This is a genomic window from Mesorhizobium sp. M2C.T.Ca.TU.002.02.1.1, from assembly GCF_003997225.1.
The window spans coordinates 1-1,209 of the sequence record NZ_RZTO01001230.1 but is presented as its reverse complement, the minus strand read 5'-3'; the positions used below and the strand labels follow the sequence as shown (position 1 = coordinate 1,209).

The following is a 1,209-nucleotide window of genomic DNA, read 5'->3' as shown; positions in this document are numbered from 1 at the left end:
TTCCACAAGGCCAAAGGCCGTGCCCACGCGTCGCAATCGCGCGTCGGTCCGCGCGGCAGGAGACGGTAATGCCAGGTAACTTCCAAGCAGAAGAACAGGTTTTTGGCGGCGAGCATCACTCTGGCCGTGTCGCCCGTCCGCTGTGGACGGCGATCAAGCGCGGCCTGCTCGGCCGTTGCCCGCATTGCGGCGAAGGCAAGCTGTTTTACGCCTTCACCAAGACCGTCGACACGTGCAGCGTCTGTGGCGAGGAGATCCATCACCATCGCGCGGACGACCTGCCCGCCTATCTGGTCATCGTCATTGTCGGCCACATCGTGGTTGGCTCCTTCATGGCGGTGGAGGCGACCATCACATTGTCGAACTTACAGCACGCGCTGATCTGGGTGCCGTTGACCATCATTCTAGCGCTCGTGCTTTTGCAACCGGTCAAGGGCGCCGTCATCGGCCTGCAATGGGCGCTTTATATGCACGGCTTCGGCGACGAGAAGGACGAATTCGAGAGCCATTCATAAGCCAGGGTTGCGCCGCTGCCGGCCCTGGTGCAAAGGCCGCGACGCGCAAGCCACTTTCGCATCAAGGAAGTTTCCGCTAGGTCGAGCGCATGGAAGGAATGACCAAGGCGGATGTCGACAAGCTCGATAAGGGCCTGGCCGTGCGCAGCGGCCGGGCGTTGCGTCCGCGTGATGCCGCGACCCTCATTCTGCTCGATCGCCGGGACAAGGAAGTCCTGGTGCTGATGGGCAGGCGCCATGCCAGGCACGCCTTTATGCCCGGGAAATTCGTCTTCCCCGGCGGCCGCACCGATCCCGCGGACAGCCGCATTCCCGTCGCCCAGTCTCTGCGCGGCGAAGAAGAGAAAAAGCTGGTCGCCGGTCCCGGCCGCGCCAGCGCGGCGCGTGCGCGGGCAATCGCCCTGTCGGCGATTCGCGAGACCTATGAGGAAGCCGGCCTTCTGATCGGCCGCAAGGGCGCCTTCGCGACCGCCAAGCACGACTGGCAGGGTTTCGCCGAGCATGGCGTTATCCCGTCGCTGGAAATGCTCCGCTTCATCGCCCGCGCCATCACCCCGCCCAATCGCGTGCGCCGTTTCGACACGCGTTTCTTCAGCGCCTGGCGCCACGACGTTGCCGTGGAATTGCCCGGAGGCGGCCCGACGAACGAGCTGGAGGAACTCGTCTGGCTGCCGCTTGCCGATGCCCGCAAGGC

The 1,209-nt window shown here is 64.7% G+C and carries 2 protein-coding genes; both read left to right on the top strand.

Annotated elements, in window-relative coordinates; translation table 11 throughout:
* Positions 1-68: 68 nt before the first annotated feature.
* Positions 69-515, top strand: coding sequence for a DUF983 domain-containing protein (locus tag EOD07_RS35010; protein WP_127238403.1), 447 nt, complete (start codon positions 69-71; stop codon positions 513-515).
* A gap of 89 nt (positions 516-604) precedes the next feature.
* A partial coding sequence (locus EOD07_RS35005) for an NUDIX domain-containing protein (protein ID WP_127238402.1) occupies positions 605-1,209 on the top strand: 605 nt, incomplete at its 3' end.

What these genes read in the sequence shown, in the direction of transcription:
- EOD07_RS35010 (WP_127238403.1), top strand. Translation starts at nt 69, where the DNA reads ATGCCAGGTAACTTCCAAGCAGAAGAACAGGTTTTTGGCGGCGAGCAT.